We start from the raw sequence: 790 nt of genomic DNA, 5'->3' as shown, positions 1-790 counted from the left end.
CCCTTATTGAGCGGGGCCGCACCGGCAAGGGCCGGCATATCCAGCTTGCGCTTTTCGACTGCGGCCTGACCCTGACCGCCTATGCCGGGCTTGAGGCCTTGCTCACGGGAGAGGAGCCCCTGCGCTATGGCAACGGCCATTCTTCGATCGTGCCTTATGGCGTCTTCGACGCGCAGGACGGCCCCCTTGTCCTGGCGATCGGAAATGACGGTCAATATGCGCGCTTCTGCGAGGCCGTCATCGAGCGCCCCGACCTGGCGACGGATCCCAGATTTGCCACCAATCAGAGTCGATCGGAACATCGCGGCACGCTGTTGCCGCTGCTCGAGGACGTTCTTGCAAGGCTTTCCCGCCATGATCTGCTCGCCCGCCTGGCCGCAAACGGCATCCCATGCGGTGAAGTCCTGAAGCTCGGGGAGGCGCTGACCTCCGCGCGGGCGAGGTCATCGGGCCTGATAACACTGCAACAGCATCCCGATGCCGGCGCGGTACATGTCCTCGCATCGCCCTATCGTTTCGATGGCGAGCGCTGTGGCATCCGGCTGCGCCCGCCTCGGCTGGGCGAGCATTCGGAGGAGATTCTCCGCGAAGTGCTCGGGAAGACACCGGTGGAGGTGCAGGGTCTGGTTGATCAAGCTGTCATACGGCCGGCAAACCCCTGATCTCCCTCGATCGCCGCAACAGCGTGTTTGAGGTCAATGCACGCAAATCGCCGGTCAAGGTCTCGCCGGATATTCCGGGCACTGCTCTTCTTGCCGCCAGGTTGCACCTTCGCGGGCACAACAACCAC

1 protein-coding gene is annotated in these 790 nt (G+C 63.7%); it reads left to right on the top strand.

What is annotated here, in order from left to right; all coding sequences use genetic code 11:
• Positions 1-662: CaiB/BaiF CoA transferase family protein (locus AC1DZC_RS19905; protein ID WP_477044471.1), on the top strand; the 662-nt coding region annotated here is incomplete at its 5' end.
• Positions 663-790: the final 128 nt, after the last annotated feature.

This window comes from Cellulomonas sp. P2_B4 (assembly GCF_056404795.1).
Note: the sequence above shows the minus strand (reverse complement) of the source record. Positions and strands in the feature narration are given on the sequence as shown.